This is a genomic window from Streptomyces sp. NPDC026522 (assembly GCF_055567555.1).
Window position 1 is genome coordinate 281,075 of record NZ_JBVHQF010000009.1, and the last position, 15,049, is coordinate 296,123.

Consider the following 15,049-nt stretch of genomic DNA (forward strand, 5'->3'; position numbering starts at 1 on the left):
CGTCCGGGGGACCTGGACCGCCCTAGTAGCTGGGCAGCGTGCGCGGTCCGAGGTCGGTGCGGGCGGGCGGACGGGCCACGCGGACGGCGGCGCTCAGTACCGATGCCCCTTCGGTGGCGACCACGACGGGCTCCAGGGACACGCCGACCACCTCCGGGTGGTCGTCGACCAGCCGGGACACGCGCAGCAGGAGCTCTTCGAGGGCCGGGGTGTCGACGGGGTCGCTGCCGCGCCAGCCGAACAGGAGGGGGGCGGCGCGGATGGACCGGATCAGGCCGGCTACGTCACGGTCGGTGGCCGGGACGAGCCGGTGGGCCGTGTCGCCGAGCAGTTCGGAGGGGACTCCGGCGAGCCCGAAGGAGAGGACGGCTCCGGCGGCGGGGTCGATGACGGAGCGCACGACGGTGTCCACGCCGCGGGGCACCATCGCCTGGACGACCGGGAGCAGCTCCTGGGGCTTGCCGAGCAGTTCGGTGAGCTCCTCGTAGCTGCGGCGCAGTTCGGCCTCGGTGGTGAGGTCGAGGCGTACGCCGCCGAGGTCCGCGCGGTGGCGCAGGTGCGGGGCGGTGGTCTTCAGGGCCACGGGGTAGCCCAGGATGTCGGCGGCCCGGGCGGCGGCGTCGGCGCTGGGCGCGGGCAGGGTGGTGGGGACGCGGATCCCGTACCGGCCGAGGAGGGCCCGGGCGTCGGCCTCGGCGAGGGTGAGGACGGCGTCGGGCGCGGCGCCCGTGAGGAGCGCGGCGAGCTGGGCGGCGGCCCCGGCCTCGTCGATGTCCTCGAACTCGGGGACCTGGCCGGAGTCGGCGTTGGCCTGCCGCCACTGGGCGTAGCGCACGGCCTCGGCGATGGCCTTGACGGCCCGCTCGGCGGCGGGATAGGCGGGGATCGCCCCGTGGCCCGCGGCGGCGCGGGCGGTGGCGGGGTCCGGGGCGGTCTTGGGCTCGGCAGTGGCCTGGGCGGCGTGCGGGCGGGGGGTCGTGGAGAGGGCGTCGGCCAGCGCGCCCAGTTCTACGTGGACCACCGCCACCGGCTTTCCGGGCCGGGCGGCCACCGCCTCGCGCAGCGCACCCGCCAGGTCGTCGGCCAGTTCCTGCTCGCGCACCCACGGGATCGCCGTCACCACCACCGCGTCGCTGTCCGGCGAGGCCAGCGCCCCGGTCAGGGCCGCGCGGAAGTCGTCCGGCGAGGCGAGCGTCGTCAGGTCCAGCGGTGCCAGCGGCCGCAGGCCCTCGGTCAGGCAGGCGTCGTACGTGAGGACCCCCAGCGACTCGGAGTTGCCGAGGATCGCCACCCTCGGGCCGGCCGGCAGCGGCTGCCCGGCCAGCAGCAGGCCGACGTCGACCAGCTCCGTGACCGTGTCGACCCGGATGACGCCGGCCTGCCCGAGCAGCGCCGAGACGGTCGCCTCGGGCAGCCGGGTACCGGGGACGACGTGCCCGGCCGGGGTGTGCCGCCCGCCGCGGGCCACGACCACCGGCTTGACGGCGGCCGTCCGGCGGGCGAGGCGGGTGAACTTGCGCGGGTTGCCGAGGGTTTCGAGGTACATGAGCGCCACGTCGGTGGCTTCGTCGTCGTACCAGTACTGCAGGATGTCGTTGCCCGAGACGTCCGCGCGGTTGCCCGCCGAGACGAACGAGGACAGCCCCGCGCCCCGCCGCAGCAGCCCGGACAGCAGGGCGATGCCGATCGCGCCGGACTGGGTGAACAGGCCGATCCGGCCGCGCTCGGTGGCCGGTGCCGGGGCCAGCGAGGCGTTGAGTCCGACGTCGGGCGCGGTGTTGATCACCCCGAACGCGTTCGGCCCGATCAGCCGCATCCCGTAGGACCGCACCTGCCGCAGCAGGTCGCGCTGGCGCTCCTGTCCCGCGGGGCCGCTCTCCCCGTATCCGGCCGACAGCACCACCAGCCCCTGTACGCCGTGCTCCCCGCACGCCGCCACGGCGTCCGGCACCCGCTGCGCCGGGACGGCGATCACCGCGAGGTCGACGGGGGCCCCGATGGCGGCGAGCGAGCGGTAGGCGCGTACGCCGTCCAGCAGGTCGGTGCCGGCCGACTCGTTGACCGCGTAGAGGTGCCCGTGGAAGCCGGTGTCGCGCAGGTTGCGCAGCACCGCCGCTCCGACGCCGGCGCCGGAGCGGCTGACTCCGATCACCGCCACCGAGCCGGGTGCCAGCAGCCGCTGGACGGAGCGGGCCTCGGCGCGCTGTTCGCGGGCGCGCTGCACGGCGAGCGACTCGGCGGTGGGTTCCAGGTCGAGGGTGAGGTGCACGGAACCGTCCTCGAAGCTGCGCTTCTGCTGGTAGCCGGCGTCCGTGAACACCTTGATCATCTTGCTGTTGGCGGGCAGCACCTCGGCGGCGAACCGCCGGACGCCCCGCTCGCGGGCCACCGCGCCGATGTGTTCCAGGAGCGCGGAGGCCACTCCGCGGCCCTGGTGGGCGTCCTGGACCAGGAAGGCGACCTCGGCCTCGTCGGCGGGGGCGGACGCGGGCCGGCCGTCGGGGCCGATCCGGTCGTAGCGGACGGTGGCGATGAACTCTCCGCCGATGGTCGCGGCGAGGCCGACCCGGTCCACGTAGTCGTGGTGCGTGAAGCGGCGCACGTCGCGGTCGGAGAGCCGGGGGTAGGGCGCGAAGAAGCGGTAGTACTTCGACTCGTCGGAGACCTGTTCGTAGAAGCTGACCAGCCGTCCCGCGTCATCCGTGGTGATGGGCCGGATACGGGCGGTGCCGCCGTCGCGCAGGACGACGTCCGCCTCCCAGTGGGCCGGGTACGAGAGGTCCGACTCGGTGGTCATGGGCACACCCTAAGGGGCGCGTCCCCGCAATGGCGCGTGCGCGGCGCATGAGGCATAACGGGGCGAACACGTGCAAGCTGGGGAAGGTCGAACGGCGGTGGATCGAGGCCGAAGGTCGGTCCGAGCATTCCGGGTGTCGTGAGAGACTGGTCTAGACAACCGTAAGAACCTGAAGGGCATCACCATGGCAGAGCGCCGCGTCAACGTCGGCTGGGCCGAGGGCCTGCACGCTCGTCCCGCCTCGATCTTCGTCCGTGCGACGACCGCTTCCGGCGTCCCGGTGACCATCGCGAAGGCCGGCGGCGACCCCGTCAACGCCGCTTCCATGCTGGCGGTTCTGGGCCTGGGCGCCCAGGGCGGCGAGGAGATCGTCCTCGCGTCCGAGGCCGAGGGCGCCGAGGCCGCGCTGGACCGCCTCGCGAAGCTGGTCGCCGAGGGCCTCGAGGAGCTCCCCGAGACGGTCTGACCGCCGGGCCCTTCGGGTCATCCGTACGCGGCGGAGCCGCGGCCCCCGTGTCGACCGGGGGCCGCGGCTCCGTTGTTTTTCCGGAATGCCGGCCGCTCGCACCGAATTCCGGCCACCGGAAATCATTCGGCCACCGGCGAATGAGAAACGCACGGCGCAGCGCAATTCCCGGCCGTGCCCGGCCGGGCGGCACGGCGGACCGGATATCACTCCACTTTGTATACGGCCCTTGTTAATGCCGGCCGCTCGCCATGTTTACGGCAGGTTGCGAAGTCCTCACCCTCAGCCGGTGGGATCCGGCCGCCCGGTCGGCGTGCAGCGCGGTCAGCGCCCGGGCGCGCTCGACGTCGCCCCGCGCCACCGCGTCCACGATCGCGCCGTGCTCGGCCCAGGAGTCGACCGGCCGGGCCGGTGCCTGCACCACGTACATCCAGGCGATCTTGTGCCGGGTCTGCGTCAGCACGGAGATCAGCCCGGGGCTGGCGGAGGCCTGCGCGAGCGTCTCGTGGAACCACCCGCCCAGGGCGCGCAGATCCTCTCCGCGGCCGCTCCTGGCCCGTTCCTGGCCCAGTCTGACCAGACCTCGCAGCACCTTGAGGTGGCCCTCGGTGCGCCGGCGGGCGGCCCGGGCCGCGGCGAGCGGCTCCAGGAGCGCCCGCAGCTCCAGCAGGTCCGCCGCCTCCTGGTCGGTGGGCTCGGCGACACAGGCCCCCGCGTGCCGGCGGGTGGTGACGAACCCTTCCGCCTCCAGGGTGCGCAGCGCCTCGCGGACGGGGACGCGCGAGACTCCGTACCGGCGGGCGAGGACCTCTTCGGTCAGCCTGCCGCCCGGCTCGAAGACCCCGGAGACGATGTCGTCACGAATTGCTGTGCATACCGCGTGCGCAGGAATACGCAAGACCTGACTCCGCTCTCATTCCGACTGCCGACGGCCGGCGTTGCCGCCACGGCCGTACTGCGACTCTATTGCAGCACACGGATATTTCCGAGGACGGCTGGAAATACGAAACATTTGCCCGGTGGGCCGAAGGGCGCGGCAGGATACGTGGAAGGCCCCGGCTCGGTGAGCCGGGGCCTTCGACGGAAGCGGTGCGCTGCGTGCGGTCAGACGTTGACGCCGTGCGAGCGCAGGTACGCCACCGGGTCGATGTCCGTACCGTACGTGGCGCCGGTGCGGGCCTCGAAGTGCAGGTGCGGGCCGCTGGCGTTGCCCGTGGAGCCCGAGATGCCGATCTGCTGACCGGCGGTGACCTGCTGGCCGGCGGAGACGTTCAGCGAAATCATGTGCGCGTACTGGGTGTAGGTGCCGTCGTTGTGCCGGATGACGACGTTGTTGCCGTACGCGCCGCCCCAGCCCGCCTCGACGACGGTGCCCGCGCCCACGGCGTGGACGGTGGTGCCCTCGGCGGCGTGGAAGTCGATGCCCGTGTGGCTGCCGGAGGACCACATGCTGCCGCCCGCCTTGTACTGCGTGCTGACGTACGAGCCGTCGATCGGGGCGACGAAGGTGTTGAGGCGCTTGCGCTCCTCCTCGCGGGCCGCGCGCTCGGCGGCGTCGCGCTCGGCCTTGGCCTTGGCCTCGGCGAGGCGCTTGGCCTCGGCGGCGCGCGTCTTGGCCTCGGCCTCGGCCTGTGCCTTGGCGGCGGCGACCTCGGCGGCGCGGTGCTGGGACTCGGCCTGGGTCTCGATCTCGTTCTGGAGCTGGTCGGCGACGACCACGGCGCTGAGGCCGGTGTCCTCCATCGAGGGGGCCGCGGCCCTGTCCGCGGCGAACGCGGGACCGGCCAGGGTGCCGACGACGCCGGTGGTGGCGAGGGCGGCTATGCCGGCGTAACCGGCGGTCTTGCGGCTCATACGGCTTGAACCACGGTGCTTACCGGCGGCACGACTGCCAAACGCCATGAAGGGTTTGATCCTTTCCTTCCCTCTCGCCTACCGGGTTAGCTGACGGGTTCGGAGCAGGAAGGTCTCCTACGGGCCCCTCTTGCGAGGTGGTCCGATTCACCCCAGGGACACTTGTGGGTCCCCGGCTCCCCAGGCTCGCGCCTGACGGGGACTCGGCGATCGCTGTCCGGTGCCGCGGGTGCGGCGCGCACAACTGACGGACAGCACGGCCGACGCTAGGCGGATCTTCCGTCAATCTCCAAACAGAGGCGCGCTTTTGTTACCTACGCCACACCACATACGAACAACCACACCACCAAACAGGCAAAAAGGGACTCCGGCGGACAAGCCACCGGAGTCCCCTGCACCAATCAGGTGGAATGTCCCGTCAGTTGGTGACGACGGTGACCGCACCGATCCCGAGGGCCCGCACGGGCTCCTCGATCTGCGCCGCGTCACCCACCAGGACCGTGACCAGCCGGTCCACCGGGAACGCCGCGACGACCGCCGAAGTCGCCTCCACCGTGCCGGTCGCGGCGAGCTGCGCGTACAACTTCGCCTGGTAGTCGTCCGGGAGCTGCTGCTCGACCTGGTCTGCGAGGGTGCCCGCGACCGAGGCCGCGGTCTCGAACTTCAGCGGGGCCACACCCACCAAGTTCTGCACCGCGACGTCCCGTTCGGCGTCGGTCAGACCGCCCTCCGCGAGGGTGCGCAGTACCGTCCACAGGTCGCCCAGCGCCGGGCCGGTGTTGGGGGTGTCCACCGAGCCGCTGATGGCGAGCATCGAGGCGCCCCTGCCGTCGGCGGTCGAGCGCAGCACCTGGCCGAACGCGCGGACCCCGTAGGTGTACCCCTTCTCCTCGCGCAGCACCTTGTCCAGGCGCGAGGTGAGGGTGCCGCCCAGGCAGTACGTGCCGAGCACCTGGGCCGCCCACACGCGGTCGTGCCGGTCCGGGCCGATACGGCCGATCAGCAGCTGCGTCTGGACCGCGCCCGGCCGGTCCACGATGATCACGCGGCCGGTGTCGTCGGCGGTCACCGGGGGCACGGGCAGCGGCTCGGCGGTGCCGCCGCTCCAACTGCCCAGGGAGTCCGCGAGGACCGCGTCGAGGTCGATGCCGGTCAGGTCGCCGACGACCACCGCGGTGGCGGTGGAGGGGCGCACGTGGGCCTCGTAGAAGGCGCGTACGGCCGCGGAGTCGATCCGGGCCACCGTCTCCTCGGTGCCCTGGCGGGGCCGGGACATCCGCAGGGTCCCCGGGAAGAGCTCCTTGGAGAGCTCCTTCGCGGCCCGGCGCTGCGGGTTGGCCAGCTCGTGCGGGATCTCGTCGAGCCGGTTGCGCACCAGGCGGTCGACCTCGCCGTCCGCGAAGGCGGGGGCGCGCAGCGCCTCGGCGACCAGCCCGAGGGCCTTCGCCAGACGGGAGGCCGGGACCTCCAGGGAGACCCGGATGCCCGGGTGGTCGGCGTGCGCGTCGAGCGTGGCGCCGCAGCGCTCCAGCTCGGCGGCGAACTCCTCGGCGGAGTGCTTGTCGGTGCCCTCCGACAGGGCTCGGGCCATGATGGTGGCCACGCCGTCCAGGCCCTCGGGCTCCGCGTCCAGCGGGGCGGCGAGGTTGATCTCCACGGCAATGACCTGCTGGCCCGGGCGGTGGCAGCGCAGCAGGGTCAGGCCGTTGGGCAGCGCCCCGCGCTCGGGGGCCGGGAAGGCCCACGGCTTGGCCTCGCCGGCCTGCGGCTGCGGGTGGAGGGTCATCGTGACGGCTGCGGTGTCGCTCACTGCTCCGCCCCTTCGTTCTCGGTCTCGTCGGTCTCGTCGGACTCCGCAGTGAGCGGCTCGTACACGAGCACCGCGCGGTTGTCGGGGCGCAGCCGCGCCGCGGCGACGGCCTGCACTTCCTCGGCGGTGATGTCGAGGACGCGCCCGACCGCGGTCAGGGCGAGCTGCGGGTCGCCGAACAGGACGGCGAACCGGCACAGTTCGTCGGCTCGGCCGGCCACCGTGCTCAGCCGGTCCAGCCACTCGCGCTCCAGCTGCGCCTGGGCGCGCTCCATCTCCTCGGCCGTGGGGCCCTCGGCGGCGAACCGCGCGAGTTCCTCGTCCACGGCCGCCTCGATGGCGGGCACCTCGACCCCGCTGGAGGTCTTCACGTCCAGCCAGCCCAGGGAGGGCGCGCCGGCGAGGCGCAGCAGGCCGAAGCCCGCCGCGACGGCGCTCTGGTCGCGCCGGACCAGCCGGTTGTGGAGGCGGGAGGACTCGCCACCGCCCAGGACGGTCAGCGCCACGTCGGCGGCGTCGCACTCCCGGGTGCCGTCGTGCGGCAGCCGGTAGGCGGCCATCAGCGCGCGGGCCGGGACCTCCTCGACGATCTCCTCGCGGAGCTGGCCGCCCATGATCTCGGGCAGCGAGCCGTCGCGCGGCGGCTGCTTGCCGTCGTGGGCGGGGATGGTGCCGAAGTACTTCTCGACCCAGGCGAGCGTCTGCTCGGGGTCGATGTCGCCGACGACCGACAGGACGGCGTTGTTCGGCGCGTAGTACGTACGGAAGAACGCGCGGGCGTCCTCCAGGGACGCGGCGTCCAGGTCGGCCATCGAGCCGATGGGGGTGTGGTGGTACGGGTGGCCCTCCGGGTAGGCGAGGGCGGTCAGCTTCTCGAACGCCGTGCCGTACGGGACGTTGTCGTACCGCTGGCGGCGCTCGTTCTTGACGACGTCGCGCTGGTTCTCCATGGACTCCTCGTCCAGGGCGGCCAGCAGCGAGCCCATGCGGTCCGCCTCCAGCCACAGCGCGAGCTCCAGCTGGTGGGCGGGCATCGTCTCGAAGTAGTTGGTGCGCTCGAAGCTGGTGGTGCCGTTGAGCGAACCGCCGGCGCCCTGGACGAGCTCGAAGTGCCCGTTGCCCGGTACGCTCGCCGAGCCCTGGAACATCAGGTGCTCGAAGAGGTGAGCCAGACCGGTGCGCCCCTTGACTTCGTGGCGGGAGCCGACGTCGTACCAGAGGCAGACGGCGGCGACCGGAGTCAGGTGATCCTCGGAAAGCACCACGCGCAGGCCGTTGGCCAGCCGGTGCTCGGTCGCTGTCAGGCCGCCGGAGCCGGCCTGAGCTGTGGCCGTGTGACCCATGGGCATGTGGTCCCTTCGATCGCGATGCAGAGATTTCTGTCAGACCTGCCACTGTATGCAAGCGCGTCGGCGACCGGAGAAGTTCCCGGGTCCTCTCCCGGAGCTCCGTCCGGGGGACCCCCAGGGTCGGAGTCGGCGATGTCGGTGCCACGGGCCACAATGGTCCGCGACACCACCGGACCCGAACGACGCAGACCCCGACAGACCCCATCACCGCCAGACCAGACCGTCAGACCCCGAGTACACCCTTTCTTGGTTAAGGAGCCGCGCAGCGATGGCCCGCCGCAGCACGAAGACCCCGCCGCCGGAGGATTTCGAGGAGAAGATCCTCGACATCGACGTCGTCGACGAAATGCAGGGCTCCTTCCTCGAGTACGCGTACTCGGTGATCTACTCCCGCGCCCTGCCGGACGCCCGTGACGGCATGAAGCCGGTGCACCGCCGCATCGTCTACCAGATGAACGAGATGGGCCTGCGCCCCGACCGCGGGTACGTGAAGTGCGCCCGCGTCGTGGGCGAGGTCATGGGCAAGCTGCACCCGCACGGTGACGCGTCGATCTACGACGCCCTCGTGCGCATGGCGCAGCCCTTCTCGATGCGGCTGCCGCTCGTCGACGGGCACGGCAACTTCGGGTCGCTCGGCAACGACGACCCGCCGGCCGCCATGCGTTACACCGAGTGCAAGATGGCCGACGCCACGTCACTGATGACGGAGTCGATCGACGAGGACACCGTCGACTTCAGCGCCAATTACGACGGCCAGGAGCGGGAACCGGTGGCGCTGCCCGCCGCCTACCCGAACCTGCTGGTCAACGGCGCCTCCGGGATCGCGGTCGGGATGGCCACGAACATGCCGCCGCACAACCTCGGCGAGGTCATCGCGGCCGCCCGGCACTTGATCCGCTACCCGCAGGCGGACCTGGAGGCGCTGATGCGCTTCGTGCCGGGCCCCGACCTGCCGACCGGCGGCCGGATCGTGGGCCTGTCCGGCATCAAGGACGCCTACGAGAGCGGCCGCGGGACGTTCAAGATCCGCGCGACGGTGGCCGTGGAGAACGTGACGGCCCGCCGCAAGGGCCTGGTCGTCACCGAACTGCCCTTCACGGTCGGACCCGAGAAGGTCATCGCGAAGATCAAGGACCTGGTCGGTTCGAAGAAGCTCCAGGGCATCGCCGACGTCAAGGACCTCACCGACCGCTCGCACGGCCTGCGCCTGGTCATCGAGATCAAGAACGGTTTCCACCCGGAGGCCGTGCTGGAACAGCTCTACAAGCTGACGCCGATGGAGGAGTCCTTCGGCATCAACAACGTCGCGCTGGTCGACGGGCAGCCGCTGACCCTCGGCCTCAAGGAGCTGCTGGAGGTCTACCTCGACCACCGCTTCGAGGTCGTACGGCGGCGCAGCGAGTTCCGCCGGGGCAAGCGGCGCGACCGCCTGCACCTGGTCGAGGGCCTGCTGGTGGCCCTCATCGACATCGACGAGGTCATCCGGATCATCCGGGACAGCGACAACTCCGCGCAGGCCAAGGAGCGGCTGATCGAGCGCTTCTCCCTGAGCGAGATCCAGACCCAGTACATCCTGGACACCCCGCTGCGCCGGCTCACCCGCTTCGACCGGATCGAGCTGGAGTCCGAGCGCGACCGGCTGACCGGGGAGATCGACGAGCTGACCGGGATCCTGGAGTCCGACAGCGAGCTGCGCAAGCTCGTCTCCGCGGAACTGGCCGCGGTTGCGAAGAAGTTCTCCACCGAGCGGCGTACGGTCCTGCTGGAGTCGGGGGCCACGGCCGTCGGGGCGGTTCCGCTGGAAGTCGCGGACGACCCCTGCCGGGTACTGCTGTCCTCGACCGGCCTGCTCGCGCGGACGGTGACCGCCGAACCGCTGCCGATGGAGGAGGGCGGCCCCCGCGCCAAGCACGACCTGATCGTCTCGCAGGTCACCGCGACGGCCCGGGCCGAGGTCGGCGTGGTCACCTCCTCCGGGCGGCTGCTGCGGCTGTCGGTGATCGACCTGCCGCAGCTGCCGGACACCCACACCGCGCCGAACCTGGCGGGCGGCGCCCCGGTCACCGAGTTCCTGTCGGGCCTGGAGCCGGACGAGCAGGTGGTCTGCCTGCTCTCGCTGGACGAGTCCTCCCAGGGCCTGGCGCTGGGCACCGAGCAGGGCGTGGTCAAGCGGGTCGTGCCGGACTATCCGGCGAACAAGGAGGAGCTGGAGGTCATCACCCTCAAGGAGGGCGACCGGATCGTCGGCGCGGTCGAGCTGCGTACCGGTGAGGAGGACCTGGTCTTCATCACCGACGACGCCCAGCTGCTGCGCTACCCGGCGGCCCAGGTACGTCCGCAGGGCCGCCCGGCGGGCGGTATGGCGGGCATCAAGCTCGCCGAGGGCGCCAAGGTGATCCACTTCTCGGCCGTGGACCCGGGGCGCGAAGCCATGGTGTTCACGGTGGCGGGCTCCCACGGCACGCTCGACGATTCGGTGCTGTCCGGGAAGCTGACCCCGTTCGACCAGTACCCGCGCAAGGGCAGGGCCACCGGCGGCGTGCGCTGCCAGCGGTTCCTCAAGGGCGAGGACGTACTGACGCTGGCCTGGGCGGGCAACGCCCCGGTCCGCGCGGCGACGGCCGGCGGCGCGCCGGCCGAACTGCCGGCCGTCGACCCGCGCCGGGACGGCTCGGGCACGGCGCTGCCCGCCCCGGCCGTGGCGCTGGCGGGGGCCGCGCTGTAACGGGAGCAGTCGGTTCGGGTGGTACGGAGGGGGGACGTACCACCCGAATGCCGACTAGTGTTTTCCCGTTGGGCTTGGGGTGGGGGCGGGGGAATGCTGATGAGCCGTCAGTCGGGTGGGATGATCGGCGACTGGGCCGAGGCTCAGCGCAGGCAGCAGCAGACGCTGTTGATCCAGCAGCGCGAGGCGGAGCGCCGCCGACGAGCATGGGATCGGGACGTAAGCCGGGGCGAGCGCGAACAGCAGGCCGCCTATCGGCAGCATCGCGAAGTCGAGGCGCGACGCCGCACGGAGGCCCTCGATGCCGAGGTCGCGGCGCTGCAGAATTTGTTGGCCACGGGCTGCCGAGCGACGCCGTTCCGGATGGCCTCGCTGGTGCGGAGCGAGGTGCTCGAACCGTTCCGTCCCGGCCCCCTGGCCAAGCCGGTGGCGATACCCCGCATCGAGCAGTTCCAGCAGCAAAGCAGCGGCATGGCGCTGGGTTCCTATCGGCGGGTGCAGGCGGAGCGCGAGGAGCAGGCCCAGTACACGCGGGCCCGGCAGAAGGCTCAAGCGGCGGAAACGCGGCGCCAACAGCAGCTCGCTGAGAACCGGCAGCAGTACGACCGGTGGGCGGCCGAGCAGCTCGCCGGGATCCGTGCCCACAACCGCGGGTTGGACGAGCTGGCCGGAAGGCTGCGCTCCCGCGACGCCGAGGCCGCGGTCGAGTACTTCTCCGCGGCGCTGTACGCCTCCTCGGCCTGGCCCGAGAACCTGCCCCGGCAGGTGTCCGCCGCGTACGACCGCGCTGCCCGCCAGCTGGTGCTGGACTGGGAGTTGCCGCGCTACGAGGTGGTTCCGGAGACCAAATCCGTCCGGTACGTGCCGAGCACGGACCAGGACAAGGAGACGGCCCGCCCCGCCACCCAGCGGCGGGCGCTGTACCGGGATCTGCTGGCCCAGTGCGTGCTGCTGGTGCTGCGCGAGCTGTACGCGGCGGACGAGTTCGGCGCACTGGACTCGGTGGTGGTCAACGGGTTCGTGGACGACCACGACCCGGTGACGGGACGGGAGGCGCAGATCGTCCTGGCCACCGTGCGGGCCGAGCGCGAGGCCTTCGCCGGGCTGCGCCTGGAGCAGGTGAGCGCGGTGGACTGCCTGCTCGACGGCCTGGGCGGGCTGCTGTCGGCCCGCCCGGACCAGCCGGCAGCGGTACGGCCGGGGCGCCGGCCCGGCGAGGTCGGTGGCGTGGTCAGCCACGGCGGGCACGCGGACGGCGGTGAGGAGGAGCCGGACCTGTTCACGATGGACCCGATCGCCTTCGAGAACCTGGTCGCGGAGTTGTTCCGGGCGATGGGCATGGAGGCGGTGACCACGCAGCGGTCGGGCGACGGCGGCGTGGACGTGGAGGCGCTGGACCCGGCGCCGATCCGGGGCGGGCGGATCGTCGTCCAGGTCAAGCGCTACCGGAACACGGTCCCGCCGACGGCGGTGCGGGACCTGTACGGCACGGTCCAGGACAGGGGGGCGAACAAGGGGGTGCTGGTCACCACCGCGTCCTTCGGGCCGGGGTCGTACACCTTTGCCAACGGCAAGCCGCTGGAGTTGGTTCCCGGGACCGAACTCGTGGCGCTGCTGCACCAGCACGGGCTGCGCGGGCGCCTGGGCGACGGCGGCCGGCCGACGGGAACTGCGGGGGCGGCGGGAGCGGCCGGAGCTGCCGCCGCCGACCGCGCCGCGGCGTCCCCGGCCGCGACCGCTGCCACGCCACCTCCGGCATCCGACCCGGCCGCGTACAACGTCCTCGGCATGTCCTGGTCGGGCGCCGTCGCGCTGGACGTCTGCGCACTGGTCTGCGAGGGCGGCCGGGTGCTGAGCGAGGACCACTTCGTCTTCTTCAACAACCCCCGCACCCCGGACGGTTCCGTCCGGTCGGGGGCGCACACCGCTCCGGACAAGGCCGCCGTGGAGGTCGACTTCGACGGCCTGCCGGCGCGCGCCGACCGTCTCGTGCTCGTCGCCGCGATCGACCCGGAGGTCGATCCGGACGCCGATCTCGCCGGCTTCACCGACGCCCGTATCCGGCTCCTCGACTCCGCCGGGCAGGAGCTCGACCAGCTGGAGGTCTCCGACGGCCGGCCCGGCGAGACCGCCCTGGTGCTCGGCTCCTTCCGCCGCCGCCCGGGCGGCGACTGGAAGTTCGTGATCGGCGGCAAGGGCTACCGGGGCGGCCTGGAAGACCTGCTGGGCGAGTTCGGCATTGAGGTCGCCTAGTCTTCCGCGTCTTGAGGTCTGTCCAGATGCGTAGGTTTGGTCTATGGCGCGGATGGGGCAGCCGCAGGCCGAGTTGACGCTCTGGGACGAGGAACGGGCCGCACCGGAGCGGTGGAGCGGCGTCGTTCCACGCCGCAGGCGGGCCCGTTTCGTGGAGTATCGGATCGCGGGCCTGGGGGACATGCCGCGTTCCGGCGGGCCCAGTTCGGTGATGGATGAGCAGGCGGCCGCGGTGGTCACCAGGACATTGGAGTCCACGCCGAAGAACGCAACGCACTGGTCGACGCGGTCGATGGCGAAGGAACCGGGCCTGTCCCAGTCCTCGGCTCACGGATCTGGCGGGCGTTCGGCGTGCAGCCGCACCGGTCGGAGACGTTCAAGCTGTCGACCGATCCCCACTTCGTCGACAAGGTCCACGATTACGTCCGCGCCGGCACGACCACCCTGTTCGCCGAGCTCACCAACGAGCAGATACGGCGAGGCGTCCACAAGTCCGTCCAGGCCCTCGAGAAGGACATCCGCGACTGGACCGCCGCTTGGAACACCGACCCCAAGCCCTACGTCTGGACCAGGACCGCAGACGAGATCCTCGAACGCCTCGCCAGCTGTCTGAACAGAATTCCCGACTCAGAAGACTAGGGTCGGTCCGCGCCCCACTCCCCCGCCTCGGTGGGGGTTTCACCCGCCGCGGCCTCCGCTTCCTCGTCCCGCACGGGCCGGGCGACGTACCGCAGGATTCCCCACATGCTCTCGGGGCTCACCTGCCGCGGCTCCGACTCGCGGCAGGCCTCCAGTTCGCGGAGCAGGCCGGCGCCGTCCATGGCGGAGCCGATCAGGACCAGTTGGGTCAGCCGCGCCTCGCCCCGCCCCCAGGGGGCGGTGGCGAAGCGGAGGAAGCGGCCCACCGCCTGGACCTCGTAGCGTTCCTCGTGCCCGGGGACGCCGAAGTAGACGAAGCCCTTGATCCGGTAGACACCGGCCGGGCGGCGGTCGAGGAAGTCGATGAACCGGCGCGGGTTCAGCGCCTGCTCGGACACGAACTGCTCGCTCTCGTACCGGGCGTGGACATGACCGGCGTGGCCGTCCTCGTCCGCAGCCTCCCCGGCCAGCAGGTCCTCGAAGGAGAGCTGTCCCCGCGGCTCGGTCCAGGGACGGCGGTCGAAGAGCAGCTCGGGGTCGATGCGCCCGTGGTCGACGGCCACCACGGGGGTGCCGGGCGCGCAGAGCGTGCCGAGTTCCGCCTCGATGCGCGACCGCTCGGCGGCGTCGATCCGGTCGGTCTTGTTCAGGACCACCAGGTCCGCGACCCCGAGGTGGCGGTCGGTCTCCGGATGCCCGGCCCGCGTCGCGTCGAACTCCGCCGCATCCACGACCTGCACCGTCCCGCCGTACCGGATCGCGGGGTTCTCGCTGGCCATCAGCATCCGGATGAGTTCCTGCGGTTCGGCCAGGCCGCTCGCTTCGATGACGATGACGTCGATCCGGTGGGCGGGCGCGGAGAGCTTCTCCAGGTACGCGTCGAGCTCGCTCCCGTCGACCGCGCAGCACAAGCAGCCGCCGCCGAGGGAGACCATCGAGTCGCCGAGCTGCCCGGCGACCGCCATCGCGTCGATCTCGATCGTGCCGAAGTCGTTGACGACGACTCCGACGCGCGTGCCGCCGCGGTGGGCGAGGAGATGGTTGAGCAGGGTGGTCTTGCCGGATCCCAGGAATCCGGCGAGGACCACGACGGGGATGGTGGACGCGCTGCGGTCGGGCTGCCTGCTGGTCGGTGATGTCGGGTGCACCCGGCCGA

At 72.1% G+C, this 15,049-nt stretch carries 9 protein-coding genes, 1 pseudogene and 1 riboswitch; of the genes and pseudogenes, 4 read left to right on the forward strand and 6 right to left on the reverse strand.

The genetic code is table 11. The annotated features are described in order from the left end of the window. Positions 1–22: 22 nt before the first annotated feature. Positions 23–2,797: a bifunctional acetate--CoA ligase family protein/GNAT family N-acetyltransferase gene (locus ACZ4M3_RS24205; RefSeq protein WP_467735867.1), complete on the reverse strand. Its 2,775-nt coding sequence runs from the start codon at positions 2,795–2,797 to the stop codon at positions 23–25. A gap of 184 nt (positions 2,798–2,981) precedes the next feature. Between ACZ4M3_RS24205 and ACZ4M3_RS24210 the strand changes: the two genes are divergently transcribed. Continuing rightward, the gene (locus tag ACZ4M3_RS24210) at positions 2,982–3,263 is read left to right on the forward strand and encodes an HPr family phosphocarrier protein (protein ID WP_079430157.1); all 282 of its coding nucleotides are present in this window, start codon (positions 2,982–2,984) and stop codon (positions 3,261–3,263) included. Between the two features lie 232 nt (positions 3,264–3,495). Here the strand turns inward: ACZ4M3_RS24210 and ACZ4M3_RS24215 are convergent, their stop codons facing one another. The 4 genes from ACZ4M3_RS24215 to ACZ4M3_RS24230 form a co-directional block, all read right to left on the reverse strand. Then, the gene (locus ACZ4M3_RS24215; protein ID WP_467735869.1) at positions 3,496–4,161 is read right to left on the reverse strand and encodes a GntR family transcriptional regulator; all 666 of its coding nucleotides are present in this window, start codon (positions 4,159–4,161) and stop codon (positions 3,496–3,498) included. Positions 4,162–4,367: 206 nt separating this feature from the next. Continuing rightward, positions 4,368–5,165, reverse strand: a complete 798-nt coding sequence (locus ACZ4M3_RS24220) for a M23 family metallopeptidase (RefSeq protein ID WP_467735871.1) — start codon at positions 5,163–5,165, stop codon at positions 4,368–4,370. Positions 5,166–5,177: 12 nt separating this feature from the next. Then, positions 5,178–5,336, reverse strand: a riboswitch (cyclic di-AMP (ydaO/yuaA leader). 199 nt (positions 5,337–5,535) lie between these two features. Beyond that, complete coding sequence (locus tag ACZ4M3_RS24225; protein WP_467736047.1) at positions 5,536–6,903, reverse strand: M16 family metallopeptidase; 1,368 nt, start codon at positions 6,901–6,903, stop codon at positions 5,536–5,538. A gap of 20 nt (positions 6,904–6,923) precedes the next feature. Then, positions 6,924–8,270: a M16 family metallopeptidase gene (locus tag ACZ4M3_RS24230; RefSeq protein WP_467735873.1), complete on the reverse strand. Its 1,347-nt coding sequence runs from the start codon at positions 8,268–8,270 to the stop codon at positions 6,924–6,926. Positions 8,271–8,544: 274 nt separating this feature from the next. On the opposite strand from ACZ4M3_RS24230, the gene ACZ4M3_RS24235 reads away from it, so the two are divergent. The 3 genes and pseudogenes from ACZ4M3_RS24235 (at position 8,545) to ACZ4M3_RS24245 (ending at position 13,893) form a co-directional block, all read left to right on the forward strand. Then, positions 8,545–11,001 carry a DNA gyrase/topoisomerase IV subunit A gene (locus ACZ4M3_RS24235; RefSeq protein WP_467735875.1) on the forward strand — a complete coding sequence of 819 codons (2,457 nt, stop codon included), beginning with the start codon at positions 8,545–8,547 and terminating at the stop codon, positions 10,999–11,001. 99 nt (positions 11,002–11,100) lie between these two features. Beyond that, a complete protein-coding gene (locus ACZ4M3_RS24240) occupies positions 11,101–13,254 on the forward strand; it encodes a restriction endonuclease (RefSeq protein ID WP_467735877.1) in 2,154 nt (717 codons plus the stop codon). Positions 13,255–13,297: 43 nt separating this feature from the next. Further along, positions 13,298–13,893 (forward strand): annotated as a pseudogene (locus ACZ4M3_RS24245) (helix-turn-helix domain-containing protein). On the opposite strand, the gene ACZ4M3_RS24250 reads toward ACZ4M3_RS24245, so the two are convergent. Beyond that, complete coding sequence (locus ACZ4M3_RS24250) at positions 13,890–15,041, reverse strand: CobW family GTP-binding protein (RefSeq protein ID WP_467735879.1); 1,152 nt, start codon at positions 15,039–15,041, stop codon at positions 13,890–13,892. The pseudogene ACZ4M3_RS24245 and the gene ACZ4M3_RS24250 sit on opposite strands and share 4 nt — an antisense overlap. Positions 15,042–15,049 lie beyond the last annotated feature (8 nt).

Bases quoted from the DNA above. Each gene is read 5' to 3' on its own strand.
- ACZ4M3_RS24225 (WP_467736047.1), bottom strand. From the start codon at position 6,903: ATGACCCTCCACCCGCAGCCGCAGGCCGGCGAGGCCAAGCCGTGGGCC.
- ACZ4M3_RS24205 (WP_467735867.1), bottom strand. From the start codon at position 2,797: ATGACCACCGAGTCGGACCTCTCGTACCCGGCCCACTGGGAGGCGGAC.
- ACZ4M3_RS24240 (WP_467735877.1), top strand. From the start codon at position 11,101: ATGAGCCGTCAGTCGGGTGGGATGATCGGCGACTGGGCCGAGGCTCAG.
- ACZ4M3_RS24220 (WP_467735871.1), bottom strand. From the start codon at position 5,165: ATGGCGTTTGGCAGTCGTGCCGCCGGTAAGCACCGTGGTTCAAGCCGT.
- ACZ4M3_RS24210 (WP_079430157.1), top strand. From the start codon at position 2,982: ATGGCAGAGCGCCGCGTCAACGTCGGCTGGGCCGAGGGCCTGCACGCT.
- ACZ4M3_RS24235 (WP_467735875.1), top strand. From the start codon at position 8,545: ATGGCCCGCCGCAGCACGAAGACCCCGCCGCCGGAGGATTTCGAGGAG.
- ACZ4M3_RS24230 (WP_467735873.1), bottom strand. From the start codon at position 8,270: ATGGGTCACACGGCCACAGCTCAGGCCGGCTCCGGCGGCCTGACAGCG.